This window comes from Acetobacterium sp. UBA5834 (assembly GCF_002435675.1).
Taxonomy (GTDB): Bacteria; Bacillota; Clostridia; order Eubacteriales; family Eubacteriaceae; genus Acetobacterium; species Acetobacterium wieringae.
The window spans coordinates 1-25458 of record NZ_DJGY01000007.1; the positions used below are offsets into that span (position 1 = coordinate 1).

Below are 25458 nucleotides of genomic sequence, written 5' to 3' on the forward strand. Positions count from 1 at the left end.
TTAAATTATACAGGAAGCTTTCGGTTTTATTTTGAAATTACTGAGCTTACAGGCCGTCGTCGAAAATCGCATCCTGCTGAATCCGAAACATTTCCTCCATTGCGGGCGCCTGCAATCCGGTGATTGCCGTAGCCACGGTGTGCATTGCGGCGATGGTGGCATCCGGACTGATGTCGTTGTAGGTTTTATTTTTTATGACTTCCTTGCCGTTTACCAGGCCGTAATTCAGACGGGTCACCATTTTGACTGAATAGGTTTCACTGACTGTTGCCATGGTTTACCTCCTTTTTCTTATTTCAGCGGCAACAACGACGCACGTGGGCTAAAACCATCATCGCTCTTCTGTTGTTGATCTGATAGAACTATTATAACATAAATATTTGCTTATTGTGTATTTATTTACATTAAATTTAATATTCAGTAACTTTTGTACGGTTCGCCCCGCCCTTTTAACCATCAGGACAGATATTCCACTTTGAGATAGCTCTTGCGACTGCTGACCTTGAGGTAGTCGTTTAGCAGCCGCACATAGAGCTCCGGTTCGGCCTTTTCCATCGCCCGGATATTAATGCCAGTGTTTCTGGTTTCGCCGACGATCACAATTTTAAAACCATTGGTTACGATCCGGTCGAGGCCAGCCTTTTCCATATTGGTCCTTAGCTGTTCCTTGAGCCCTTTTAGCATCTGCTCCTCGGCTTTAACCAGGTCCCCTTTCACCAGCGTATTCTGAATCAGCTCACCGTTGTTTTCAATAAATAGTTCTTGGGTCATCTTTTCCTCCATCGCATTCATTAATCAGCCCAACAACAGCTGGGTCTCTTTCATCAGCTCGGCAAAGGCCTTATCCCGGGCATCGTTCTCGTCCTTTTCAAACCAGTTTAAAATAGCGGCATAGTCGCTTACGTATTGGTAGCCCTTTGCTTCCTTACCGGTATCCAACCGTCTGATCCACTCCTCCCAGGTCTCGGGGAATTGCTCTTGCAGTTTATCAAGTTCTGCCCCGGTCAATAAGACATTGCCATACTGGCCAAAGGCGCTTTTCTCTTTTTGAACCGTTGGTTTGGTCTGGTCTGGTTTAAATAAGTGTCCCGTTTCAAGTGTCGTTTCATGTGTCGTTTGCGGTACCACCGGCGGTACCGTCTGCGCCCCACACGAGGCCTCAAAACCATTGTTTTTGGGCATCCCACAGCCGGATTGCCGTGGCACCGGTTGCAGCTGGTAGAGATTGGGTTGGCGGTTCACACCCCGCCGGCTCAACAGCAGACCCGCTTCAAGAAGCTCCGCCCGGGCCCGAATCAGGGTATTTTTGTTATTGACCTGAATCATACTCATCATCCGCAGCATATCCACCTGCAGCCAGTCGGGAAAACCGGCCTCGTTCCAGAGACAAAACAGATGAAACCAGAGCAGCTGGGCATTGGTCCCCAGATGCTGATGCTTAACCAGCCGGTAAAAACTGGTCACTTCCACAATAAAATTTACCTGCATGTTACACCTGTCAACTTTACGTTCATCGTGACCCGACCGATTCTTCCGGTAGCTCAAAGGGCTGGTCAAAGATAAAAAACAAGGCGCTGATCTCCACGTTGAAGTAGTCCGCAATGGGTTTTTTTAGCGTATCCTTGGGACCGCAGCGACCCGATTCATAATGTCGAAAACAACACTCACTGATCCCCAGGGCCTCAGCCACCTCTTTCTGGGTGCGCTCCCCCCGCAGCATCATTAACCGCTGACCGATAATTTTTTGTCTTTCTTTCCGCATCATAACAAGTTTCCTCCTCAAATTTTTTAAAATTCTTTTGGTCTGTTCTTATTACTGTCATCGACTCAGTAAATCAAACCCGACATGGCAGACAAGGGTCAAAATAGTCAGCGCTCCTTTCGCTGTCCATTTTAGAATAATTATAGCCGATCTATTGCCAATTGCAAGCGTTTCCAATGTACTTATTCTATTTCAGTACAATTTGTACGGTTGATGAGCAACGTTCGATCAAATCCAGCGGCTGACCGTCGACTTTCTACTGAAATGGATTTTTTCGGCCAAACCCGTTTACCTGGTCCGGCGACGGTGTTATAATCAGGAAAAGTTGAGCCGCTAGCAAATTTTAAAACGAAGGGAAAAAATAACGATGAATCATCATAATCCGGTAATGAGTAACCACCTGAAACCCCATGGCAAGGGCCATCCGGCGCTTCCGGAACCCGTCAGCGCTTATCTTTGCCGTCTGGTCGCCGCTAAAAAGGAATTGACGGCGCTAAGCCACTACCCGCAAATTGTGCTCTGTGGCAATGACTGCGGTGTCCATGTTCATGAGGGGATCGGCGTTTTGGCTGCGGCCGCCGGTCAAACCCTGATGCTTAAACAGCGCAACTGCCCAGATTATCCACTGGAACTGTCTTTTACCCACCAGGGAATCACCTTCTACCAACTCAAATCAGCGGCGGCATTGGCGGCGGTGGGCTGGGGGGCGGATGCTTGATAGACGGATTTAATGCTTGGTGGTGGCGTGGGTGGCAGCGCAAAAAAAGAAACGCCCGTGGGAGGGGCGTTTCTGGTGCTGAAAGCTATTTTTATGATAGTGGGGGCATTTTTTCCGGTCTTCTTACACTTTTTGCATTCCCCTACTGAGGTTTACGGGACGCGGATGACGCAGATCCTCTTTGATATGAGGGAATATAAAATTTACCTGCAACGGTTCCAACTAGCTTTGTATCGAGCTTTATATCGGCTTTGGCTAAATCCATCTTCTTAATTCTCCTTGTTCGCTATTTCGTAGCGCTACCTCCTAAAATGTTTAGCAGCGGCGCTTTTGACTATTCTTCCGACACCAGCCCGAAATACTTTTCAAAGAATTTCATCAGCTTGTCGCCGACACTTTGCTTTTTGGCGGCCCGGTTGCCACCTCCAAAGCGTGATACTGGCGGCATGATTTTATCGATGTCGGTGCCGCTAGTTTTCAGCGCCCCATCACGGAAGGCGTTATCGATAAATTTTCTGGTTTCCTCCGGTTTGAGTTTTTCGGCACTGATCAGTTCCTCCAGGTCGCTCTCTTTCTGCTCATCGACAAAGCGGCGCCACGCCTCGTCCACCTTGGTTGACGCATTGACTGTCTCAATAAAGTGTTCAATCAGGACCTTCTTGCTGCGCAGCTCAATACTGGCGCCGATGGCCTTATCAATCGCCACCAGGATACTCTTGTCCTCACAGTTGGAGGCATGGTATTGGGCCACCAGCATCAGGATATAATCGATGTTGATTTCGACCTGGCGGATCAGTTCAATTTCAAAGACGAGGTCGTCGTTGATCCGTTCCTTGTCAGCCTTGTGATCATCAACAAAGTCGTGATAGAGATCCAGATAAAGACTCTGGTAGTCCTGAAAATCCCGGTTGGTCAGAATTTCCTGGCCGGAAAAGTTGTCAAAGGCAGTCAGGATATTCTTAAGCCGCAGGATTGCCCCAAACAGCCGGATAAAGTCCTTCTGGTTCTGTTCGCCGATGATCGCCAGCCCCAGCGGAAATTTTTGACTAAGCTGGGCAATCAATTCGGTGTAGCCGGGGTGATGCTGGCCATCTTCGTCAAAGCCATAATAATAGCTGTCAAAGTTTTTCAGCAGCACGATGCTGCCGGCATCCTTATCGCCAAACAGGGCGATGGCGGCATCGGTTTGCTCCTGTAAATCCCGGAAACAGACGATGTTGCCATAAGTTTTAACGGCATTAAGGATCCGGTTGGTCCGCGAGAAGGCCTGAATCAGGCCGTGCTGCTTGAGGTTTTTATCGACCCACAGGGTGTTGAGGGTGGTGGCATCAAAGCCGGTTAAAAACATATTCACAACAATCAGCAGATCGACCTCCCGGTTTTTCATCCGCAGCGACAGGTCTTTATAATAGTTTTGAAACTTGTCGGCCGAGGTATCATAGTTAGTATTAAAGTCGCGGTTATAATCGGCAATGGCCGCTTCCAGAAAATCCCGGGAGGATTGATCGAGGCTTTCGGTATCAAAATCCTCGTCGGGAAAAACATCCTCGGGATCGGCTTCGTTGGCGGAAAAGCTGAAAATGGTGGCCACATTAAGGGCCCGGCCCTGCTCGGTTAGCTGTTTTTTCAGTTCGAGATAATATTTTTTGGCCACCGGGATCGAGCTGACTGCCAAAATCGAGTTAAAGCCGGCGACCCGCTGTCCCTTAAGCGAATAGAAATGGTTGCGCTTGGTCTTCTGGTCAAAATGCTCCAGCAGATAAGTGACAACCGCCCGGATCCGGGCCGGGTCGGCCAGGGCTGCTTCGGTATCAATGGCGGCCACCGCTTTATCCGCCAGCCCATCTTTCATCTTGACGGTGTTGATATAGTCAATCCGAAAGGGTAGCACGTTGCCGTCATTGATGGCATTGACAATCGTATAGGTATGCAGCTTGTCGCCAAAGGCCTGGGGGGTGGTGCGCATGGCCGGGTTGCCGCCACTGCTGGCATTGGTGGCAAAAATCGGCGTTCCGGTAAAACCAAAAATGTGATAGTGCTTAAAGGCGGTGACGATTTTTTTATGCATATCACCAAACTGCGACCGGTGGCATTCGTCAAAGATGATCACAACATGTTTTTTAAAGGCCCCATGGCCCTTGTTCTGGGAGACAAAGACATCAAGCTTCTGAATCGTCGTGATGATAATCTTAGAACTGCTGTCGGCCAGCTGCTGCTTAAGAATTCTGGTGGAGCTATTGCTGTCGGCGGCGCCCTTCTGGAAACGGTCGTATTCCTTGATGGTCTGGTAGTCCAGGTCTTTCCGGTCGACCACAAACAGCACCTTGTCGATATAGGGCAGGGCCGTGGCCAGCTGGGCGGTTTTAAAGGAGGTCAGGGTTTTGCCGCTGCCAGTGGTATGCCAGATATAGCCGCCGGCAGCCAGCGTCCCGGTTTGCTTGTAGTTATGAGAAATTTCGATCCGCGAGAGGATCCGCTCGGTGGCGGCAATCTGATAGGGCCGCATCACCAATAGTAGCGCTTCGGTGGTAAAGACACAGTATTTGGTCAGGACGTTTAAGAGCGAGTGTTTAGCCAGAAAAGTCCGGGTGAAGTCGACCAGGTCGGCAATGGCGGTGTTGCTTAAGTCGGCCCAGTAGGAGGTGAATTCAAAACTGTTGCTGGTCTTCTTACTCTTTTTGCGTTCCCCGGCAGCGCTTTCCCTGACGTGGCTGGCCCGGGTGGTATTGGAATAATACTTGGTGTGGGTACCATTGGAAATGATAAAAATCTGGATATACTCAAACAGCCCGCTGGCGGCCCAGAAGCTGTCCCGCTGATAGCGTTTAATCTGATTAAAGGCTTCCCGGATGGCGACGCCCCGGCGCTTCAGTTCGATATGAACCAGCGGCAGGCCATTGACCAGAATGGTGACGTCATAACGGGTGTCATAGCTGCCGCCTACTTCCTGATACTGGTTGATCACCTGCAGGCGGTTGTTGTGAATATTTTTTTTATCGATCAGACTGATATTTTTGGTGGTGCCGTCGTCACGCTTTAGGTTCTGGATGTGGTCGGTCTGGATTCGACGGGTTTTCTCTAAAATCCCGTCATTGGCACCAACCACGCATTTTTTAAAAAACCAGTCCCATTCCGAATCCGAAAAGCTATAGTCATTGAGGGCTTCCAGCTGGCGGCGCAGATTGGCCACCAGGGCGGCTTCATCGTGAATGCACAAATACTCGTAGCCCTGGGCCGAAAGCAGGCGGAGCAGTTCCCGCTCCAGCTCGGCCTCGCTCTGGTAGGCATCCGAGCGGCTGTAATCGGCCCGGTATTCGGCCACGACGGTGCTTTCGTTGGAAGCCACAACAACGTTGTAAAGGCTCATGCACTCACCTCCGTTTCGCTGTTGACCCGGGCCGGAAAGCTTAACAGCTGGTCGCGGTAATATTCGTATTGCTGACGCCGGGCCTCAATTTCAGCGGGCAGGCCGCTGGTCAGGTCGTTGCAGAGGGTGTCGAAGCGGTCGAGGATGGCAACGATCCGGGCTTGGACTTCGAGGGGTGGGACAGGAACCATAATTTTTTCTAATTTTGCAACCGAGAGGCCTGGCTGTGCACCAGCAGTTTTATACTGATTCAAATCCATAGCAATCAACAAATGATATAAAAAACGTGCATTATAATTAATACCATGTGCAACTACCACGGCATGTTCCGTTGCATAATATTCACCTGTGGCAAAACAAACGTTTCCACACAAAGCCCCTTGTCTTCCGATTAGCGGTGCTTCACCTACTTGATTAAATGTCTTAACATAGCCACGTAGACCATTGCCTCCATAACAGGGATACGGTGAATCAACACTTTTTATTTCCGAAATATTAGTAGCTGCTATTGTCTTTCCTGCTTTCATTACACATACGCTACCCAATGTTTTCCATTCCACTTCATCACCAAAAGTCAGCAGTTTATTCCGATAATACTCATATTGCTTTTTCCGTGCTGACAGCTCCGCTGTAAGCTCCGCTGTAAGCTCCGTGAAATTGTCCAGAATCCGGACAATTTCACCCTGCACCGGCAGCGGCGGGAGGGGGATTTTGATTACTGAATATTTACTTATCCAAAGCCTTTTGTGTTCATTTGACGAGTAACCAATATTTCCCATAATATGATATATATAACGCAATACGGTTTCGTCACCATTTTCAGTCAGCATTTTCATTGCAGATGATTTCACTTTAAACGGAAAGTCAACCCACTTGAATGCTCCTGTAAAATCATCAAAAATGATAACTGGATTTTCTTTTGAAGCATCATATAAATTATCAATTTCGTTAGTATAACCAAGAATGAATGATTGTCCGGCAGTTAGAACAGGAGTTGAAAAATCATCGTTATAATCGGTGCTATTCACTATATATTTTGATGGCTGAACATAATTTACAACACTGCCTATACTTTTATACTCCACACCATCCAGGCAATACTCTTCTATTAATTGCTCTAATTTATTCATAACTGTTCACCTCCATCATTCCATCCCAGTGAACCAATTGCAGACATCAGCTCATTATTAATTTTAACGTTATCAAGAATTCCAATAATAAGCCTGTGTAACGATTCAAACTTTACCAAAGCCAATTCTTCATTATATCCACCATGTACGATGTCGCTAAGTTCACGAAATAATCTGTACCCATTTTCTGAAAACTCTCTTGGAATAATTGAACACTGTTTATCGACTTCTTTCAACAAATTTGAGAAGTTCTTTGGATTACCACCTTCATACTTTTTATAAACAATCCCAGTAGCATCTGCAGTTTGTACTGTGATCTTCTCGAAAATTTTTCTTAAGTACACTATAGCACCAGCGCCGAGTCTTTCGCGATGAGCGTTTTGTGCTTTTTCCAACAATTCAGAAAATTCACCATATTGAGCTTTATCTAATAGTACATCTGTTGACAATTTTTCACTGCGTTTCAAGATGCGTATTTCAGGTGCACGCCCATTAATATCGCTATCGCAATCCACCAAAAACCATACTTGAACTAATGCACCGCAATGGCAACTAAGAACACAATCTAAGCTGACAAGATGCTCGTTTACGCCGATACAATAAATTTCATCTCCCGAGCAAAAAGTACGTACATCCTCGCAATTCTTGCAATAATAATTTAACGCAATTTTTCCAACTTTTATTTTTTGCTGCTTTCCTGCTGCAAGAGTTTTCGCACCGAGAAACCCCTCAACTTGTTTAAAATCGAGTGTTGGCGACTTGGATAATACATCAGATAAACGCATTATTATACCTCTTCGATTTCTGCGATAATCGCATCAATTTCCCGTCGAAGCACGTCCTCCCGAGCAACTATTTCCTTAATTTCAGCATTAAGCACGGTGATATCAATCACTTCCCGCAGATCCGGCGGCTCGACGTAGCTGGTTACCGACAGGTTATAATCCTGGGCGGCAATCTCGGCATTGGGCACCAGCCGGGCAAAATGCTCACGGTCGGCGCGGTTTTTATAGGCGGTGATAATCGCCTCGATATTGGCCGGAGTCAGTTTGTTGTTATTGGTAACCTTGACGCATTCTTTGGCGGCATCAATAAACAGGGTGCTGTTTTCGCTTTTGGACTTTTTTAACACCATGATGCAGGTGGCAATGCTGGTGCCAAAGAAAAGATTCCCCGGTAGTTGAATGACGCAGTCAATGTAGTTGTTATCAATCAGGTATTTGCGGATCTTCTGCTCGGCGCCGCCCCGATACATCACCCCCGGAAAACAGACAATTGCGGCCGTCCCGGAGGTTGCCAGCCAGGCCAGAGAATGCAAAATAAAAGCCAGGTCGGCCTTGGACTTGGGTGCCAGCACCCCGGCCGGGGAAAAACGGGGATCATTGATCAGCAGCGGATTGGCATCGCCATCCCAGCGGATGGAGTAAGGCGGATTGGAGACAATCGCTTCAAAGGGTTCGTCATCCCAGTGCATCGGGTCGGTCAGGGTGTCGCCATGGCCGATATCAAACTTGTCGTAGTCAATATCATGGAGAAACATATTGATGCGGCAGAGATTATAGGTGGTGATGTTGATTTCCTGACCATAGAAGCCCTGGCGGACGTTTTCTTTGCCGAGAATCTTGGCAAAATTTAACAGCAGCGAGCCGGAGCCGCAGGCCGGGTCATAGACCTTATTGACCTCCGTTTTACCGACCAGGGTGATCCGGGTCAACAGTTCGCTGACTTCCTGGGGGGTGTAGTATTCGCCGCCGCTTTTGCCAGCATTGGAGGCGTACATCCCCATCAGGTATTCGTAGGCGTCACCAAAGGCATCAATGGTATTGTCCTGATAGCCGCCGAGATTCATGTCGCCGATGCCGTCCAAGAGCTTGACGAGCATTTCGTTGCGCTTGGCAACGGTGCCGCCGAGCTTGTTGCTATTGACGTCAATATCATCAAACAGGCCTTTAAAATCATCTTCGCTGATGCTGCCCTGGGCCGAGCTTTCAATATTGCAAAAGGCCTGCTCCAGCGTTTCATTGAGGTTCTCGTCCGCGGCGGCGCGGCTCCTAACGTTCTCAAACAGCTCACTGGGCAAAATAAAGAAACCCCGGGTCAAAACCAGATCAGCCCGGGCTTCTTCGGCTTCGGCGTCCGATAGTTGGGCATACGAAAAACCGCTGTTACCAGCTTCATGCTCGCCGCGGTTAATGTAGTCGGTCAGATTCTCTGAGATATAGCGGTAAAAGAGCATCCCCAGCACATACTGCTTAAAATCCCAGCCATCGACACTGCCACGCAGGTCATTGGCAATATTCCAGATGGTCCGGTGCAGTTCCGCCCGTTGTTGTTCTTTTTTATTATCAGCCATGTGTTCTTCTCCATCTCTGCTTTTTTTGTCGCTTCGCATTTTGTCCGATCAGTGCCAGGCGCTGACGGTCATACGGTATCATTTTAACTCAGCCATCAGAAAATCGCAACTGCTCTTTATAAAAGTGAATGAAAGGCCAGCATGACCAGCGACACGGCAGTAAAAATAAACCCCTCATAAAAATAGCCAATCCCGGCACTCCCGCTGGGATTGGTTGATCGTTTATTTCGTTTTTATTACTCCTGTTCTTCCCACAAATCAAAATCATCATCATCAATTGACTGTGCTTCCTGATACATGATTTTCTGGTATTCGATGGTTCCGACTTTTCTCTTTCATACAAAATAATTTCATCCTCCATGACATTTTTTTTGATGTTTTCATCAAACCTGCCATATCGGCCGGGTGATAGACACGCCTAAGCTTTAATCGTAATCGTTTTGGCATCAAAATCCAGCAAACCGGCTTTTTTCATTTTGGCCAGTTCCCGGCTCAGGGAAGTCCGCTGCACACCCAGCCGCTCCGCCAATTCTTTCTTGGAGCAGTCCAAGGTGATCACCGGGCTTTGCTGAAGCTGGTATTGATGACTGAGGTAATCGTTAATCCGCTGGCGCACGGTTTTTAAGGAAATTACCGTCAGCTTATCGGTCAGAATCATCGTCTTTTCCGAAATCGACTGCAGCAAGCCTTTAAGAAAGTCGGCATTTTTCTGGCAGAGGGACAGAACCAGTTCCCGTTCTAGATGCAGCATCATGACTTGGGTGGCCGCCATCACCGTCATTGGATAACCGTTTCTGACGGCAAAGAGCAGATTTTCCCCAATACTTTCCCCGACGCCAAAGACGTTGACAATCAGCATGTTGCCATTTTCATCCAGATTCAAAACCGCCACCCGGCCCGACAGAATCACATCCATCCGCTGACAGGGTTCATCTTTTAAATGAATGACCTGATCCTTAAGATATTCTCCGATCTTCGTTTTTGGAGAATGGATTATTTCTGCCAGCTCCGCTTCACAAAAGCCACTAAAATAATTGGCGCTGGTCAATAAGCGCAAGATCTCATTATTTTTCATTTTTATCCCCTTGTGTTACCATAGTAACACCTTTTCTTTTATTTTTCGATTATACTCGATTATATCTTGAAGTAAAAGGAGATATTATCATGTTAGAAAAAATTTATGCATTTACCCGTGGCAGCGAAAAACGGATCGAAAAAATTATCGATGACCAGCCGGTGATGATCAATCACATGATTTTCCCGGAAGGCGAAGGTTTAAAAGAACACTTTTCCAATTCCAACGTCTATATGATTGTCATTAAAGGGACACTTACTCTACAACTGGCTGACCAGGAAGCGCACCGCTATGAAGCCGGAGCGATCATCAATATTCCCTACCACATCAAAATGAATGTTAATAACCGAGATCCCGAAATTCTGGAAATTTTTGTGATCAAAGCCCCCAGCCCGGCCTTTTATCAGCTGGACCAGCAATGACAACCGTCTGGCGTCGGGTCATCCAACTGGCTTTTCTGGGCCTGTTCGTGGCCCTGTTTATGACCGGTAAAATTCAGCTGTGGATGGGCGTTTTTGGGCTGGGGCTGCTGGTTTCGCTGTTGTGGAGCCGCCTTTACTGTGGCTTTATCTGTCCGATCAACACGGTGATTGAAGGGATCACCTTTGTGAAACAGAAAGCCCATATCAAGAGCTTTAAAATTCCCCGCTGGCTGTCAAAACCCTGGCTGCCCCTGGTGATCCTGTTGCTATTTTTGCTGGTCTTTATCTTTGTGATCGTGACTGGCCAAAAACTGCCGATTCTGCCGCTGCTCTTTGCCGGCGGCGCCATCCTCACTCTTTTCTTTCCGGCGGAGCTGTGGCATCGTTTTTTATGTCCCTATGGGACGATCTTAAGTCTCAGCGGGATGAAAGCCCGCCACGCGATGGTCATCGACCCGGAACAATGCAACAACTGTGGAGCCTGTCAAAAAGCCTGTCCCGCAGGAGCGATAAAAAAGCAATCTAAACATCAGATTGTCAAGCACCACTGCCTGGTTTGCCTGAAGTGTCAGCAAAGCTGCCACCAGAAAGCCATCCGCTATCAGTAAGGTTTTAGCAAAACCACCCCTCCCCATAAAAAAACGCCATTCACTAAACTGAATGACGTTTCTGGTAAAAGATTAATTGTTAACTACATCTGCTCGTCGCCGACTAGTTCCGGCGGCTTGGCGGTTTTATGTTCGCCCAGGAAGGTGGCCCCCAGTAGCAGCGCGGCTCCCAGCATCTGGACCCCATTCATGGCTTCGCCAAAAACCAAAAATGACGCCAGTAGCGCGGTGATCGGGTCGATATAACTGAGGGTGGCGATGCTCTGACCATTAAGCCCTTTCATGCCGGTAAAGAAGAGAAAAAAGCCCAGCCCGGTATGCACCAGGCCCAACGCCAGCACGGCGGTCACCGACACCGCGGTGAGGCCGGAAAAAGCGATGCCGCCGTTTAGACTCACATAGCAAAATAACACCACCGTGGCGATGCTAAGCTGCAGCAAGGTGGTGGCCATGCCGTTCATCTTTTTAATAAACTTATTGGTCAGCATCAGGCTGGCATAACAGCCCGCCGCGGCAATCCCCCAGGCAATGCCCAGCAGATCATTTCCCACGGTGCCGCTCTGGCTGCTGCCTTTTAAGATCAGCAACATCCCGACTAGGGCCGCCCCCAGACAAATAACCTTGCGGGGGATGATCTTTTCCTGCAGCACCAATGGTGACAGACCGATGACAAAGACGGGTGCCATATAATAACTCAGGGTGGCATTGGCAATGGTAGTATGCTTGATCGCTTCAAACAAAAAGATCCAATTGCCAGCCAGGACAGCGCCTGAAAACACCAAGGGCAAGAGGTTTTCACGGACGCTGGAAAGCGCCATTTTTTCACGCCGGATAAGGCTGATCAGCAACAGAAAAAGACTGCCAATCAGTCCTCTGAGCATGGCGATTTCACTGGATTCCAGATTGATAAACCGCACAAAAATGCCGATGGTTCCGAAGATCACCATCGCCAGAATAAACATTAATTTTGATTTCACGACTGTTCTCGCTTTCTATAAATACTTATGCAAAGATGTATGATGCTAACACCAATAATTATAGCAATCGCAGAATCAGCCATTGGAGAACATGGTCTTTTGATCGTCTCAACGCTACTTCTGCGATGAGACAGTTGGTGGTGATAGTGGTTTACCTGAGATTCTTCCCATGTCAAGCCTCCTTGTTTTCTTAGTTACTGATTATTTAACCCCATCTGGACAAGTCTGTCAAGAAAAACTGTTTAGCTAAGGTGGCTCCGGCTCATTTAAGCGTCGACGCGCGGTTGGAGATGCCTGCGTGCCTAGATGCCTGCGTGCCTGACACCTTCATAAACTTAAAGACTACAAGATACGTAACCAATCCCGCCGGGCATAGAGGATTCGTTCAATATTGACGACTTTAGAATGTTCAACGATCGTAAAAAAAGCGACATTGTTTTTGATCAACAGTTTACGGTATCCCATCGCAGCCAGTCGATCATCACGAACAGCCGGACATTTCTGCGGCAGATCCGCTAAACCGAGCAGCCCTTCTTCGATTATATCCATCATATTAGTTGTCGTCATTAGTGATGACAATTGTGAAGATATGTAGTGGATCATATCACGAAGGTCATTTTCGGCTGGCTCTGAGATTTCAATGTTATAAGTTGCCATCGCTTATCTCTTGGCGTAAGTCCTGCATGACATCCCTAAGCGGTCGTTTTTTTTCCGCTTTGATGGCGGCGCTGCCTTCATCAAGGGCGCGATAAAGTTCAAGCTTGCCGCTTAACATTTCATAGGCTTCGATGCTCATGACCGCCAAGTCCCCCTGACCATTTTTAGTGATGAAGACGGGTTCTCCGTGTTTGTGACAGAACTTAGAGATTTCGTTGTAATTATTTCTTAGATCGGTACTGGATTTGATATTAGGCATTTGATTGTCCCCCTTCGTTAATCTAAAGATATTATACTAGAATATCTTTAGATTAACAATAAGACATTTATGGTGCCTGACACTAATTTATATGCCATGGTTTTTGATTTGGCGCAAAATAAAGAAACGCCTAATTAGTTATAAGGCATTTCTGAGTTAATCACGCTATTTTGTTATTGCTGATCAATGATCAACCTCTTTACTTTCGAGTACCATCTGAACAGTAGCCGACATCATCTCGGATACCTCGTTGACGGAATATCCGGGTTTCCACTGTATCCGACATTTCAGTAGCAGACACTTTAACTCCTCACCCCGATAATTATTCTGATTTCATCTCAGCAAGTTCATCCAGTGATTTTCCTTTTGTTTCCTGCTGGATTAAAAACATTGCTGCTAAAAGACCGATTACCGGCAGAACCACATAAAACAAAAACGAAATGGTATAGCCTTGACCCATCCCGATAATCATACCGGTGATGATCGGAGCGCTTGCCGCACCAATTCGTCCAAATGCATGGCAACTCGCCACCCCAGTGTTTCTAAACTCTGTTGGATAAGCCTCTGCCAATAGCGGTTGAACAGCTGTAATGGAATAGTTTATTGCAAACCCCAGGAAAATACAAGCGGCTAGAATCACTCCAACACCGCCGTTTATGGTTGCCATGATTATAATTGAAACTGCCTCTACCCCAAAGGAAATAATCAGATTCCGTTTTCGACCAACGATTTCGGCAACAAAACCTGTAGAGCAACTCGCAACAATCGCTGCCACATTTTGAGCGATTGCCAAACCATAAGCGGTCGTCAAGCTCAAACCCTTTTCCAGCATTAACGAGGGTAGCCAGGCATTAATTCCATAAACAACAAAACACCCACAAAAATACATAATCCAGATACCGGTTGTCACGTGGATGTATTTTTTTGAAAAAAGTGCTTTAACACCCACCTGCTTCGGTTTTTTTGGAATTACTAATGCATCCGGATTCCAATCCGTTATTTTTCCCGTTGCGATGCGTTGGATATTTTGCAGTGCCTTAACGGCTTCTGCCCGATACGCTTTATTCGCTAACCAATAAGCCGATTCTGGCATTTTAAAGTAAATAAAAATTGCATACACCAGCGGAAAACCACCAATCAGATAGCAAAACCGCCATCCCCATTGAGTAACGACTGCTGTGGCTATCAATCCGGCAAGTATCCAGCCAATAACCATCCATGCCATGCCGACAGTGATAAAAATTGCCCGTTTGATTGTTGGCGTCGACTCCGAAAAAGTCGTGATGACAATCGGAATGCAGGCGCCCAATCCAACCCCCGCCAATAAACGAAAGATTGCAAACATTTCGAAACTATTAGAAAAAAAGATTGGAATATTCATTGCCGAATACACAGTAATTGCAAACATTAATGCTTTTCGTCTGCCAATTTTATCCGAAATAATACCTGCGACTGCGCTCCCAAAAATTAAACCGATCAGACTCCAGGATGATAAACTCCCTTTTGCGACGGCACTTAAGCCCCATTCAGTCGCAATTTGTGGCATCGTGTAGGATACGATCATGTTATCATAACCATCAAACACCATCGCTAAACCCAGCATAAAAAACATCTGCCAGGTAAATTTGTTAACGCCAAGGGAATCCATTACTTCGGAAATACTGAAACTATTCAATGCTTCGTCACCTCTTTAATTATTTTTGTTCGATACCCCACAAAATATACGTTTACAATTTATCCTGTTATCATCTTCTGAGCAACAATTATGTTATTAGCCAATTGAGTTGAAAACGATCTCCTGTCGTATCATTCATTTTTCAGCCTAAATACAGTACAAGACCAATTATTTCAACCGGTTTCAGAATCACAGCAATCAATAATTGATCTTGCATCTTGTATCTATAAATTTATGCGCCGACGAGTTCTTTGGCTTTTGATGCCGAGCTGCCGGCGTCTGGAGCATAACCATCAGCACCGATTTCGTCAGCGTATTCCTGGGTAACAGGTGCCCCACCGACAATAACTTTCATGTCAGGTAAAGCTGCTTTAACAGTCTGGACCGCTTCTTTTAAAGCTGGCATGGTGGTGGTTAACAGACCGGAACAGGCAATCAGCACGACATTTTTATTTTCTTTGGCCGCTTCCACAAATCGTTCTGCGGGGACATCAACGCCTAAATCAACCATATCAAAGCCAGCACTTTCCAGCATCATCACAACCAGGTTTTTACCGATATCGTGGAGATCGCCAGCAACGGTTCCCATGATACAGGTTCCCAGTGAGCTTGCGCCATCGCTGGCCATCATTGGTTTTAAAACTTCCACGCCTTTGGACATCGCTTTGGCAGCAATTAACATTTCTGGGACAAAGATTTCGCCGGACGAGAATTTATCGCCAACCACACCCATGGAAGCGATCATCGCATCCAGAATATCCTGTGCTTTGTCGCCAGCATCCAATGCTTCCTGAACCGCGGCTGCTACTTTCTTTGATTTACCAGTTTCGACCAAACCTTTTACTTCTTCAATTTTTGACATGTTTTTTCTCCTTTGATTTTTGATTTAGATTTTGATTTAGATGCAATGCACTTATCTTTATTTCATCTACCCGCAACCTGTGTGAGCCCCGGATTTTGTTGTGAATTATTTTACAAAGATACCTTCACGGAAGGCGCCGATGTATTCCATACAGTATTCGTCTTCGCCCATCATCGCTTCGGTGGCAAACAGCATGCCCATCATATCCTTGTTCAGCGGATCAAGGATGAAGCTATCCATTCCGGCGCTCATGGCCAAAACAGCAAAAGCCTGATTGGCAATCCGACGGGCGGGCAGATTAAAGGAAATGTTGCTGACCGCACCAGTGACATGGATGGTTGGATATTGAGCTTTGATGCCGCGGATCACCTCGGTCACCATCTGGATTCCATCTTCGGAGGTACACAGCATTTCAATCAATGGATCAATATGCATTCTCGAGGGGTCAATGCTATATTCTTTGACCTTAACCATCAGTTCAGCAAAAACATCCAGACGGTCTTTAGCCGTTTTAGGAATCCCCTTGTCGCTGTTAAGTAGCGCCACGCATTCCCATTTAGTATCGGCAATGGCTTTAAACGCCACATCGACCTTATCGCCTTCCAGGGAAACGGAATTAAACAGTCCTGGTTTATTACAGTATTTCATGGACTCGATGCAAGTGTAGACATTGGGGCTGTCCACCGCAATCGGCGTATCCACCGCTTCTTGAACAATATCAATCAGCCATTTCATGGTTTCCAGTTCGATGTCATCATCAACGGAAGCGCAGACATCAATAAAATCCGCTCCGGCTTCAGCCTGCTTAATCGCCAGGTTTTTGATAAATTCGGCATCCCTGGCCGCAATCGCTTTGGCGGTTGAGGGAATGGCACCGTTAATTTTTTCTCCAATAATAATCAATTTTCTTATCTCCTTTTGTATTCATTTCTTATCAAAATGACTTTATTTACGATCATTATAATTCCGAACACTATTTTTGTCAAACGCAAATTTGATTTTCGTTATATAAAATCAGCTAAATTAAAGAATTTATTCCTATATTCAATGCATTTATTTGATTCTCGTATTAAAAAGTCAGTTTTTGTGTTGACAAAAATAAAACCCGATTGTATAATGAGCCCATCCGATGAAAAGGATTAAATTGCAAAGGAGGATAAAATTACGGAAATATAAAATCCGCATCTTAAATGAAATCTTAAGAGAAGTTCAAATTCAAAAAGGAGAAAAAATCATGGAAACTTCAAAAACAACCAAGCGATGGATCATTCTGATTCTGTTGTTAGCATCGTTTTCCGCAACGTTTATGACTCGTTTTATCTGGTCGCCGCTCGGCTCAACTGTTGCACCGATTCTCGGTATTTCCAATACGGCCGTCGGTTCATTTATGTCAGCTTTTTTTATCGGCTACGTCATTACGCAAATCCCGGGGGGCATTATGGCTGATCGAGTTGGTACAAAATATGTACTATCAGTTGGTATCTTAATCACTGGACTTGCTTCAATCGGCATGTCGCTGGTAACGGTATATTCAGTGGGATTTGTAATCAGAGTTATTACCGGCCTGGGGGCTGGCGTTGTCATGGCATGCTGCAGCAAAACCATTGCGGAGTATTTTGACCAATCTGAAAGAGGAATTGCATTCGGTATTTTATTATGCGGCCCGACCGTCGGTCTGACAATCGCCAACAAACTCGGTGTATATTTACTGACTGCCTACAGTTGGCAAACTACTTTCCGAGTGACTGGTTTCATCGCAATTGCCATTGCCACTTTAGTATTTTTGTTTGTTAAAAACGTTAAGTCAGCCCCATTACCAGATGGTGAAAAATCTTCACTGTTGGATGGTGTGCGCACTGTCTTTACAACAAGAAATTTGACTGCTGTCTGTCTGGCTGGATTTTTCTTTATGTTTTTAAGTCTCGGTACCGCAACATGGGCAAATTCATATCTGACAACAATCGGATTTGATAAGGTAACTGCCGGATCGATTATGACTCTTTACAGTATCGCGGGTATCCTGGCATCGCTCTTAACGGGGTTTATCGTCAAGTGGTTCAAGTTAAATACTAAAACTTATTTGATTGCCGTCTTTATTTTGATCGGCATCGTTACCCTGTTATTTGGCTTCCAAACCAATCTTAATGCTTTGATGATTATCGGTTTTGCCTTTGGATTTGTCTCTTATTTGCCAAATGCTCACTTAAATGCACTGACCTTAAAATATGCCCCTCAACGTCTTGCCGGGTCGGTAATGGGTGTGCAAAATTGTGTTTTCCAGCTGGCGTCAATTCTTTCCCCAATTGTCATCGGCATGAGCGTTGACTTGACCGGAGCTTTCCGTGCCTGTTGGATTACCCTGGCGCTGGCACCGCTCGTTGGCGTGATATTCCTGTTTGTAATCAATGATAAGAAGACAGCGGTTGAATCGTAAGAAAATTGAAGATTGAAAATTAAATTAAGAAAGAAGGTTAATTAAAATGTTAACACCAAAAGAAAACGCTTTGAAACTCTTTCATCATAAAATGCCTGAATATTTACCGATTTATGGTGAAGGCCTGATCAACAATGTACCGATTAATGGTTTCCACGAAAGACCCACAGGCGGAAAAGACGGATACGACTGGTTTGGCGTCCATTGGCAATTCAATGATGGCGATCCGGCACCGGTTCCCGGAACGAATTATTTATTGGACGATATCTGTGACTGGAGAGATGTTGTGAAATTCCCGGATTTGGATGCCTTCGACTGGGAAAAAGCAAAAGAACTGGATCGCATCAATACATTTGATCGAAAAAATAATGTCTTATATCAGATGATCCATAATGGTATTTTTGAAAGGTTGAACGCCTTGATGGGATTTGAGAACTCATTAATGTCCTTACTCGAGGAACCTGAAGAATGCGCCGAATATTTTATGGCGATGGCGGATTATAAATGCAAACTGATTGATAAGTTGGCTGAGCATTATCAGCCAGATATCATCAGCTACCATGACGATTGGGGTACTCAACGCAATCTTTTCTTTTCCCCCGACGTCTGGAGAGCGCTGATTAAACCAGCAACCAAAAAAATTGTTGATTGTGCACACAGTCATGGCATTATTTTTGAATTACATAGTGATGGGATGATTAAAGATTTAGTGCCAGAAATCGTTGATGATTTAGAGGTCGATTCCATCCAACTGATGGCAATCAATGATATCCCAGCGCTAAAAAAAATCACCAGCAATAAAGTCATTTATAATGTATTTATCAATAATCAGAAATTCGAAACCATGGAAAATCTCAACGAAGAAATACTCCGGAACGAAATTCGCGAAGAGATCATGACCCAAGGCGAAGATGGTTGTTATCTTCCGTCATTCCTCCTGTTAGATCCAAAATGGGCTGACATTATTATGGATGAAGTAAAACAATGTCAAAAAGTTTTATATCAATAATCACTTAATTAATGACTCTGCAAGATTAGTCCAAAAATTTTAAGAGACAGAAAAATTACGTTTTCCTGTCTCTTTTTCATTTTGACGATCAAGTTATTCTTCATGCTTTTACAATTTGATTTTTACAGATCGTAATTCAGTGTCAATTGCCTTATGCAAAGGCAAATTTATTGATAGATATTATGGATTGTGCTATTATTAAGTTGGGTATATTGACAAAACGCTTAAAAATAAAACATGAGAGGTTCACTGCAATCATGAAGCAACAGGATAAAAAAGAACAAATTTTATTAGCCGCAAAAACACTTTTTTATGAAGACGGTTTCACCAATACAACCATAAAAAAAATTGCCCAAAAAAGCGAAGTACCGGTGAGTACTGTGCATTATTACTTTCAGACAAAGGATACGATTATTCGTTCGATCTACTACGACTTCATCGAGGCAATTGATTCTTTTTTATACCAAAACAAACCGGAAATTTTTACAAACCAGATTTTATCACATGCTGTCAGTTCGAGAATATACTATGATATCATTTTAAATAATGAATATAACCGACGCGTCTATTATGAAGTTTTACAACACAATTCCAATTACGGGATACTGGACACCTATGCTGACAAGATCTATCGACAGTATATCAAAGATAACAATATTATTATTACCGATGAATTGTTAAACATCTATACTCACATGAATTTTGGCGCACGACGTGAATTCTTTATCCAATATTTCAATGGAAATCTGAGCCTTTCAGTCCAGGATTTGGTGACTGTTATTAATGGTTTAATCCCCCGGCTCTTTAAACTTGATCAGAATTTAGTCGATCGCCTTATGTTGGATTCTATCCTTATTTTTGATACGTTGGATTATGATGAATTTAAATTTTTGATTTAGACTGATTCAGTATCAACTGACGAATCCCTCTTATTATGGACAGCACTAAAATTTTAATAAATTAAAGAGCTCTGAAAACACCTTATACAGGTCGTTTCACAGCTCTTTATTCATTAAGTTTAATGATTTAAGGATTTATCCTTAAACTTCACAATCTAAAATCTACAGCATTTGCCTGGCCGATGTCACGGTGATTTCCAGCACTCTGGTTAGGAACGAGAATTTTTCTTTCATCATCTCATATTCCGCACCGGATTCAATGAATTTAGCGGTTCCTTCAATTGCAAAGCCGGTTCCCTGGTACGCCAGCGTGCCTTAAACTTATTAATGAGGAGACCATGAGTCGATTAAAAGATCTTTTCCCTTCTCGCGATAAACCTAAAAATTATCTGGACAACATCAACCCATCAAACAATCAGCCAATCCCGGCACTCCCGCTGGGATTGGCTGATCTGTTTCTTCTTTTTTTGTCTGTTTACCCTTAACGATCCCCATAATGACTCTTGCAACCGATGATATAAATGGTATCACCCTGGATTTTGTAAATGAGTCGCTCGCTTTCCGAGATTCTTCGGCTCCAATAGCCGGAGAGCTCGTGCCGGAGGGCTTCGGGTTTCCCAATGCCGGTGTAGCCATTGCGCTCAATATCCCGAATCAGTTCATGAATTTTTTTGAGGATCTTTTTATCTTGATTGTGCCAGTACAGATACTCCTCCCAGGCATTCTCTGAAAACAATTTATTCATCGTTCATGTCACACGCTTTTAATTCGATCGTTTTCCCCTGTTCAATTTGCTCTTTACTTTCGATCAGACGATCATAATAGGCTTTATTACTGGTAATATAAGCATTTTCAATTAAATTATTATATTCATCAAGACTGATCAGAACGACATTTTTTTCGCCTTTCCGGGTGACAATGATGGTTTCACAGTCATCGGTTACCTTGTCAAAATAAGATTTCATCTTGTTTCTCATGGTGGTATAATTGATGGCTAACATGATCTTTCCTCCTTAAGGACTTTATTCTGTACTTAATATTGTATTTTATTGGGGATAAAAAGTCAAGAAAACTCGGCCGGGTGACAGACACGCCTAAGCTTTAAGATTCCCTGCTGGCATTGGCCTGATCGTTTTTTTGTGGTGTAGCTGCTTAACTTGGCTTTCGCAAACGATAACGGGTATTTTTGCCCTTGCCTACGGCTTCCAGCAGGCCGTTTGTGACCAGCTTTTTCAGGTACCGGCCTGCAGCTGTTTGGCTCAGCTCCAGGGTGGTTTCAACCTCACGCCGGGTGAGCTCGGGTTGTTTTTTTAAAAGCGTCAGAATTTCAGCTTCGATCCCCATCATCGTTTCATTTCCGGGCATTTCATTGCGATTGGGCAGGGTTATTTTGAAGGCGTTTTCGGTCGCTTCAATTTTTGGTTGAATCCGTTCCCCTTGATAAGCTTTGAGAATTTTTGGTACCCCCGTCCCATAAGCTTCAATCAGCGCCAGACGATAAAAGATACTGGCCAGATTTTCGTTCCGGGTCATTGAAATCCCCAACATCATGTCTTCAAAGGTGATTCCCCGAACCAATCCGCCCACCGAGACAAACTCCAGATGATCATCAAAAATGCTGATCAGGGTGCCGGCACTGTATCCGTAATCCCGATGAACCAGGGCATTGAGTAGAGCTTCCCGAACGGCTTCCGGTGGAAAATTTCGTTTATCGGAGCGATACAAACCAACAATTTCGGCGCGGGTTCCATTATAGAGATCAATAAAATCATAGGCTTCGTTTAGTTGTTTGAGCAGCGAACCGGTGAGTTCCCGCCGGTCTCTAAACACTGATTTATCATTCCCCTGAAAAACGGCCATTTTAATTTTGTGATTGCATTGATCCGACAGGAGCATTCCCAAGTTGGTGAAGATGCCAGCGGTACTCATCATCTTCAAGCTCTTGAACTGATTTTCGCCAAAGGGTACGCCCCGCTTTTTAAATTCTTTGGCAGCCTCCTGAAAAGTCAAATCCTGATTGAGCGAACGGGCCGTCTCAAAGCGCTCGCCATCGGTTTCTTTTATCATTTTAATGATCGCCGTTTCTGTTGCCGGAACGGATGAAGCCCCTTGTCTGACATAAACACCCTCGGGACGGATTCCCTTACCAGACAAATAATAAGGACAAGCCGTTCCCTTTTGAACCGTTACCTTGACGATAGGTTTATCTTCCATGATCACCGGTTCCGTTTTGACAAATACGGTGACATCCGGCTTGATGGCATCTCGAATGGCATTTGATGCTTTTAACATGATTTCATCCGCATCTGTTACCCCTGCGATGGAGCCGTCGTCGTTAATCCCGAGATACAAAATACCACCATTGGTATTGGCAAATGCGACGATTGTTTTTTTTATCTCGTCAACATAGCTTTGTTTAAATTCAGTTGTTTCGCTCTCAATTAGCATTCTCTCATCAACTCCCCTGTCATTCTTGTCACTATTCTAACCGATTCTAACCATTCTTGTCAAGTTTAGTGGTTAGAATCGCACCAATAAAAACGCCCTATTTGCGGGCTATCTGCTGCAAATAGGGCGTTTCTTGCCCACGTGCCTAACTTATAAATCAATATGTTAATGCTCGTTTCGATTATTCTACCTAAGAGGATTGACTTCTGCACAATTAGTTGATAATATTGTGCAGAAAGAGAAACGATTAGGCAGAAAGGAATCGAAAATGCGAAAGTTTGATTACACAAAACTCCCTGATGAGTTAATGCATTATGAGTTAATGAACTTAATCTCGGCAATTCATGAATATAAGGGAAAGCAGGAGTTGTTCATTGAAGCGAAACCCGATATCCTTGAGTCCATGCTGGAAATTGCAAAGATTCAAAGTACTGGTGCTTCAAACCGAATCGAAGGTATTTATACATCCGATGAACGTTTGGATGCGCTGGTAAAACTAAAGGCTGAGCCACAAAACCGATCAGAGCGTGAAATTGCCGGTTATCGGGAAGTGTTAAGTTTGATTCACGAAAACTACGATCACATTACCCCAAACACAAATGTTATCTTACAATTACATCGAGACTTATATCACTTCAGTCCGTCTTCAAGTGGTGGAAAATTTAAAAATTCAGATAACATTATTGCTGAAACCGATGTAAGTGGAAAACGTAAGGTAAGATTTCAACCGCTTTCTGCATTTGAAACACCTGACGCAGTCGATCGTTTAACGACGACTTTTATTGAAGCAGTGAACGCTGATAAGTATGATCCGTTGCTGTTAATTCCAATGTTTGTGCTGGATTTTCTTTGCATCCACCCTTTCAATGATGGAAACGGGAGATTGAGCCGATTGCTGACCTTACTGATCTTATATCGCTCCGGATATATTGTCGGGAAATATTTGAGTATTGAAATGATTATCGAAAATACCAAAGAAACCTATTATGAGGTGTTATATGACAGCTCAATTGGATGGCAGGAAGAAAAAAACCGCTATTTTACATTTGTTAAGTATTACCTTGAAGTCATCTTGAGGGCTTACAAAGAGTTTTCAACCCGTGTTGAATTGTTTCAGGATCGAAGCCTGACCAAACAAGAACGGATAAGAAAACTATTTGATGACACCCTTCAAAAGCTGTCAAAGCGAGTAATTTTAGAAAAATGCCCCGATATTAGTACATCAACAGTTGAGGTTGCGTTGGCATCTTTATTAAAAGAAGGATATATTATTAAAACTGGGGCTGGTAAGAATACCGCCTATATCCGTAATACTAATAAATAAAACTATAAAAACGCCCTATTTGCGGGCTATCTGCTGCAAATAGGGCGTTTTTATTGGTGCGTTATTCAATTTCAATTTGTCTGGTCAGCTCCGGCTTGGCCTGCTTGGGCACCGTGATGGTCAGAACCCCATCAGTCAGCTTGGCTTTGATGTCGTCCGAGGCGGCGTCAGCCAGAAAGACGTTGCGGGTCATGGCCGTGAATTTTCGTTCCCGATGAACATAGTTTTTATCCGTTTCTTCTTTTGTTTCTTCCTTCTTGACGGCTATCTGAAGTCGACCCTCTTCCAGGGATAGACTGATTTCATTTTTCTGGAAGCCGGGGAGCTCGGCCTCAACAATATACTCTTTTTCATTGTCCTGGAGGTCAATTTTAAAGGTGTCACCCGCTAAGCTTCTTCGCATCGGCCAACCTTCTGCAAAAAAGTCGTCAAGCATATTCTGGAAATCATTAAAACCGGTATTCATCAAATCATTTCTTTTTCTGTTAAACGGAATCAGTGCTGTCATCATAACTACTCCTTTACATTGTATTTTGTTAGCACTCTCACTTAGCGAGTGCTAACTATGGTTATTTTATACCATCTTTTTTTTTATCTGTCAATACTTCTGTAAAGCCTTTTAAGTTATTTTTAAGGCGGTCAGTTAATCCGATGATGGGTTTTTACTTCCGGTCATAGAGAATATTTTTACGCAAGGTTTCGGCCGCTTCCGCCCCTGCCAGAACAGTCACCAGTTCCAGGGCAAAGTCCACCGCTTTTCCCGGCCCCCGGGACGTAATGATACGGCCGTCCCGCACCACCGCTGCCTGCTGGTAGCAAGAATCCGGAAAGGCATCTTCAAAGCCGGGATAGGAGGTCACTTTTTTCCCAGTGATGATCCCCGCCTGGGCCAACACAATCGGCCCGGCACAGATGGCGGCGACTACTTTCCCGGCCGCTTCCATCGCTCTGACCACGCCAATCACCCGCGGGTCATCTCTTAAGTTGGCCGCCCCGGGCATTCCGCCGGGAATCACGACGGCCTCATAACTGTCAAGGTCACTCAGCTCGTCAATATGCCGGTCGGCCTTGACTTCAATCTGATGGCTGCCCGTCACCATCAGCCCATCTGCAATGCTGATCATCTCAACCGTCAGCGAGCTGATGCGGCGCAAATAATCAACAACCGTTAAGGCCTCCACTTCCTCAAATCCCGGTGCTAAAAAAACAATTACCTTCATCCTTCTCCTCCTTTACGAGCTTAATTAGTCATTTGCAAAACTGCCGTGCGCTTTGGGCCCAGTTTCGCACGAAACAATTTCTACACTGTACGGCGGACAGGCTATCGCCAGTTCGCCTACACGTTACGAAATCGTTTGTGGAAACTGCACTCAAAGCAACCATTGTTCGATGTTTTTTAATTTCACTATTACCTATCCGTTTATCTTATTCTAGTCCCAAGCAGGCTAAATAACAACGACTATTTAAACGCCCGACAAA

The 25458-nt window shown here is 44.8% G+C and carries 28 protein-coding genes and 1 pseudogene; 8 read left to right on the plus strand and 21 right to left on the minus strand.

The features are described 5' to 3' along the window. Window positions 1-46: 46 nt before the first annotated feature. The 4 genes from B3F51_RS00855 to B3F51_RS00870 all read right to left on the minus strand — a co-directional run bounded on the left by B3F51_RS00855 (window position 47) and on the right by B3F51_RS00870 (window position 1765). Window positions 47-274 carry a DUF1659 domain-containing protein gene (locus B3F51_RS00855; protein WP_286944937.1) on the minus strand — a complete coding sequence of 76 codons (228 nt, stop codon included), beginning with the start codon at window positions 272-274 and terminating at the stop codon, window positions 47-49. A 182-nt stretch (window positions 275-456) separates the two neighbouring features. Beyond that, entirely contained in the window at window positions 457-771 is a 315-nt protein-coding gene (locus B3F51_RS00860) for a hypothetical protein (protein WP_228880659.1), read from the minus strand. Window positions 772-795: 24 nt separating this feature from the next. Beyond that, window positions 796-1488, minus strand: coding sequence for a hypothetical protein (locus B3F51_RS00865; RefSeq protein WP_286944938.1), 693 nt, complete (start codon window positions 1486-1488; stop codon window positions 796-798). Between the two features lie 22 nt (window positions 1489-1510). Further along, complete coding sequence (locus tag B3F51_RS00870; RefSeq protein WP_286808693.1) at window positions 1511-1765, minus strand: helix-turn-helix domain-containing protein; 255 nt, start codon at window positions 1763-1765, stop codon at window positions 1511-1513. 364 nt (window positions 1766-2129) lie between these two features. Between B3F51_RS00870 and B3F51_RS00875 the strand changes: the two genes are divergently transcribed. Further along, window positions 2130-2480 carry a hypothetical protein gene (locus tag B3F51_RS00875; RefSeq protein WP_286944941.1) on the plus strand — a complete coding sequence of 117 codons (351 nt, stop codon included), beginning with the start codon at window positions 2130-2132 and terminating at the stop codon, window positions 2478-2480. Between the two features lie 334 nt (window positions 2481-2814). On the opposite strand, the gene B3F51_RS00880 is transcribed toward B3F51_RS00875, so the two are convergent. The 5 genes from B3F51_RS00880 to B3F51_RS00900 form a co-directional block, all read right to left on the minus strand. Next, window positions 2815-5847 carry a type I restriction endonuclease subunit R gene (locus B3F51_RS00880; protein ID WP_286944943.1) on the minus strand — a complete coding sequence of 1011 codons (3033 nt, stop codon included), beginning with the start codon at window positions 5845-5847 and terminating at the stop codon, window positions 2815-2817. Beyond that, entirely contained in the window at window positions 5844-6977 is a 1134-nt protein-coding gene (locus B3F51_RS00885) for a restriction endonuclease subunit S (protein ID WP_286944945.1), read from the minus strand. Before B3F51_RS00885 ends, B3F51_RS00880 begins: the two co-directional genes overlap by 4 nt. Continuing rightward, complete coding sequence (locus B3F51_RS00890; RefSeq protein WP_286944947.1) at window positions 6974-7762, minus strand: hypothetical protein; 789 nt, start codon at window positions 7760-7762, stop codon at window positions 6974-6976. The genes B3F51_RS00885 and B3F51_RS00890 overlap by 4 nt, the downstream gene beginning before the upstream one ends. A 2-nt stretch (window positions 7763-7764) precedes the next feature. Beyond that, complete coding sequence (locus B3F51_RS00895; protein ID WP_286944949.1) at window positions 7765-9330, minus strand: type I restriction-modification system subunit M; 1566 nt, start codon at window positions 9328-9330, stop codon at window positions 7765-7767. 418 nt (window positions 9331-9748) lie between these two features. Then, the gene (locus tag B3F51_RS00900) at window positions 9749-10405 is read right to left on the minus strand and encodes a Crp/Fnr family transcriptional regulator (RefSeq protein WP_228880648.1); all 657 of its coding nucleotides are present in this window, start codon (window positions 10403-10405) and stop codon (window positions 9749-9751) included. An 89-nt stretch (window positions 10406-10494) separates the two neighbouring features. Between B3F51_RS00900 and B3F51_RS00905 the strand changes: the two genes are divergently transcribed. Together B3F51_RS00905 and B3F51_RS00910 are read left to right on the plus strand one after the other, a co-directional pair. Then, window positions 10495-10827, plus strand: a complete 333-nt coding sequence (locus tag B3F51_RS00905; protein ID WP_286944950.1) for a cupin domain-containing protein — start codon at window positions 10495-10497, stop codon at window positions 10825-10827. After that, entirely contained in the window at window positions 10824-11435 is a 612-nt protein-coding gene (locus B3F51_RS00910) for a 4Fe-4S binding protein (protein ID WP_286944951.1), read from the plus strand. The genes B3F51_RS00905 and B3F51_RS00910 overlap by 4 nt, the downstream gene beginning before the upstream one ends. 83 nt (window positions 11436-11518) lie before the next feature. Here B3F51_RS00910 and B3F51_RS00915 read toward each other — a convergent pair whose 3' ends face one another. The 6 genes from B3F51_RS00915 to B3F51_RS00940 form a co-directional block, all read right to left on the minus strand. Then, window positions 11519-12412: a DMT family transporter gene (locus B3F51_RS00915; protein ID WP_286944953.1), complete on the minus strand. Its 894-nt coding sequence runs from the start codon at window positions 12410-12412 to the stop codon at window positions 11519-11521. Between the two features lie 342 nt (window positions 12413-12754). Continuing rightward, window positions 12755-13069: a type II toxin-antitoxin system RelE/ParE family toxin gene (locus B3F51_RS00920; protein ID WP_286944955.1), complete on the minus strand. Its 315-nt coding sequence runs from the start codon at window positions 13067-13069 to the stop codon at window positions 12755-12757. Next, entirely contained in the window at window positions 13056-13328 is a 273-nt protein-coding gene (locus tag B3F51_RS00925; RefSeq protein WP_286944957.1) for a type II toxin-antitoxin system prevent-host-death family antitoxin, read from the minus strand. The genes B3F51_RS00920 and B3F51_RS00925 overlap by 14 nt, the downstream gene beginning before the upstream one ends. Window positions 13329-13650: 322 nt before the next feature. Continuing rightward, the gene (locus tag B3F51_RS00930) at window positions 13651-15003 is read right to left on the minus strand and encodes an MFS transporter (protein WP_286944959.1); all 1353 of its coding nucleotides are present in this window, start codon (window positions 15001-15003) and stop codon (window positions 13651-13653) included. 232 nt (window positions 15004-15235) lie between these two features. Next, window positions 15236-15865 carry a corrinoid protein gene (locus B3F51_RS00935; protein ID WP_286944961.1) on the minus strand — a complete coding sequence of 210 codons (630 nt, stop codon included), beginning with the start codon at window positions 15863-15865 and terminating at the stop codon, window positions 15236-15238. A 105-nt stretch (window positions 15866-15970) separates the two neighbouring features. Then, window positions 15971-16768 carry a methyltetrahydrofolate cobalamin methyltransferase gene (locus tag B3F51_RS00940; protein ID WP_286944963.1) on the minus strand — a complete coding sequence of 266 codons (798 nt, stop codon included), beginning with the start codon at window positions 16766-16768 and terminating at the stop codon, window positions 15971-15973. A gap of 331 nt (window positions 16769-17099) precedes the next feature. On the opposite strand from B3F51_RS00940, the gene B3F51_RS00945 reads away from it, so the two are divergent. The 3 genes from B3F51_RS00945 to B3F51_RS00955 all read left to right on the plus strand — a co-directional run bounded on the left by B3F51_RS00945 (window position 17100) and on the right by B3F51_RS00955 (window position 20207). Then, window positions 17100-18299, plus strand: a complete 1200-nt coding sequence (locus tag B3F51_RS00945) for an MFS transporter (protein WP_349680176.1) — start codon at window positions 17100-17102, stop codon at window positions 18297-18299. 46 nt (window positions 18300-18345) lie between these two features. Beyond that, window positions 18346-19308 (plus strand): uroporphyrinogen decarboxylase family protein, encoded by a 963-nt coding sequence (locus B3F51_RS00950; protein WP_286944966.1) that lies wholly within the window; start codon window positions 18346-18348, stop codon window positions 19306-19308. 257 nt (window positions 19309-19565) lie between these two features. Continuing rightward, window positions 19566-20207: a TetR/AcrR family transcriptional regulator gene (locus B3F51_RS00955; protein WP_286944967.1), complete on the plus strand. Its 642-nt coding sequence runs from the start codon at window positions 19566-19568 to the stop codon at window positions 20205-20207. Between the two features lie 162 nt (window positions 20208-20369). Here the strand turns inward: B3F51_RS00955 and B3F51_RS00960 are convergent. Next, window positions 20370-20510 (minus strand): annotated as a pseudogene (locus B3F51_RS00960) (FMN-binding protein); the annotation flags it as partial. Between the two features lie 35 nt (window positions 20511-20545). Between B3F51_RS00960 and B3F51_RS00965 the strand changes: the two are divergent. Beyond that, window positions 20546-20692: a hypothetical protein gene (locus B3F51_RS00965; RefSeq protein WP_286944969.1), complete on the plus strand. Its 147-nt coding sequence runs from the start codon at window positions 20546-20548 to the stop codon at window positions 20690-20692. Here the strand turns inward: B3F51_RS00965 and B3F51_RS00970 are convergent. The 3 genes from B3F51_RS00970 to B3F51_RS00980 all read right to left on the minus strand — a co-directional run bounded on the left by B3F51_RS00970 (window position 20689) and on the right by B3F51_RS00980 (window position 22655). After that, window positions 20689-20952 carry a Txe/YoeB family addiction module toxin gene (locus B3F51_RS00970; RefSeq protein ID WP_286808709.1) on the minus strand — a complete coding sequence of 88 codons (264 nt, stop codon included), beginning with the start codon at window positions 20950-20952 and terminating at the stop codon, window positions 20689-20691. The genes B3F51_RS00965 and B3F51_RS00970 overlap by 4 nt on opposite strands. After that, complete coding sequence (locus B3F51_RS00975; protein ID WP_286808711.1) at window positions 20945-21208, minus strand: type II toxin-antitoxin system Phd/YefM family antitoxin; 264 nt, start codon at window positions 21206-21208, stop codon at window positions 20945-20947. The genes B3F51_RS00970 and B3F51_RS00975 overlap by 8 nt, the downstream gene beginning before the upstream one ends. A 151-nt stretch (window positions 21209-21359) precedes the next feature. Continuing rightward, the gene (locus B3F51_RS00980; RefSeq protein WP_286944970.1) at window positions 21360-22655 is read right to left on the minus strand and encodes an RNA-binding domain-containing protein; all 1296 of its coding nucleotides are present in this window, start codon (window positions 22653-22655) and stop codon (window positions 21360-21362) included. Between the two features lie 268 nt (window positions 22656-22923). On the opposite strand from B3F51_RS00980, the gene B3F51_RS00985 reads away from it, so the two are divergent. Further along, window positions 22924-23979: a Fic family protein gene (locus B3F51_RS00985; RefSeq protein WP_286944972.1), complete on the plus strand. Its 1056-nt coding sequence runs from the start codon at window positions 22924-22926 to the stop codon at window positions 23977-23979. Between the two features lie 61 nt (window positions 23980-24040). Here the strand turns inward: B3F51_RS00985 and B3F51_RS00990 are convergent, their stop codons facing one another. Both B3F51_RS00990 and B3F51_RS00995 read right to left on the minus strand, forming a co-directional pair. Continuing rightward, a complete protein-coding gene (locus tag B3F51_RS00990) occupies window positions 24041-24490 on the minus strand; it encodes an Hsp20/alpha crystallin family protein (protein ID WP_243134796.1) in 450 nt (149 codons plus the stop codon). Window positions 24491-24641: 151 nt separating this feature from the next. Then, entirely contained in the window at window positions 24642-25199 is a 558-nt protein-coding gene (locus B3F51_RS00995) for a DJ-1 family glyoxalase III (RefSeq protein ID WP_286944974.1), read from the minus strand. Between the last annotated feature and the right edge of the window lie 259 nt (window positions 25200-25458).